Origin of the sequence: Actinoallomurus acaciae (genome assembly GCF_042429965.1) — a bacterium.
Lineage (GTDB): Bacteria > Actinomycetota > Actinomycetes > Streptosporangiales > Streptosporangiaceae > Actinoallomurus > Actinoallomurus acaciae.
Genome location: NZ_JBHLZP010001291.1, coordinates 1 through 552, shown reverse-complemented (window position 1 = coordinate 552; position 552 = coordinate 1). Strand labels below are relative to the sequence as shown.

The window sequence follows — 552 nt, the reverse complement described above, 5'->3', positions numbered from 1 at the left end:
GCGGAGAAGTTTCTAGAGGCCCACCAAGATCATGGCTTCAATGTTGTTCGTCCTTCTCTCGCTCGTCGTGGCAGCCGCCGTGGCGTCTCCGGTCCCTGAGGATACGCCTTTGGTGGAGGTGATCGAGGTTATTGATACCGTGCCTGCAGTGGTGCCGTCGGTTGAAGAGTCTACCACTCCCGAAGCCAAAGAACACAGCGTCGCTAAGAGGTCGGCCCTGCGTGGCGACAACCCCAGTAACGATTTGCTCGCGGACCTTGAAGGGCTGAAGTATGAGAACGGGCTGTCAAGTCTTGAAGGACGTAGGATTAAGTTCTTACCCACCTGGTTGGGTTAAGTTATCGGGTATTTGATTTATATAGTGTATCGGGCTGCTTCCATGGGGTTTCGCAAAAGACATGTACTTCAGTATCAATGTTGATACATATTAAATTGGTGATTTGTTACGAATCTAGTTTATATTGTTGTTATCTTACCCAAACCCATGGAATGTAAGCTAATATAATGTAATTGTATTTTTTTTATTGCTTAAATAAATAAAACTTGTATTTG

The 552-nt window shown here is 45.5% G+C and carries 1 protein-coding gene; it reads left to right on the top strand.

Annotated features, from left to right (window positions below; all coding sequences use genetic code 11):
• Window positions 1-40: 40 nt before the first annotated feature.
• Window positions 41-337, top strand: a complete 297-nt coding sequence (locus ACFFNX_RS52130) for a hypothetical protein (RefSeq protein WP_378213912.1) — start codon at window positions 41-43, stop codon at window positions 335-337.
• Window positions 338-552 lie beyond the last annotated feature (215 nt).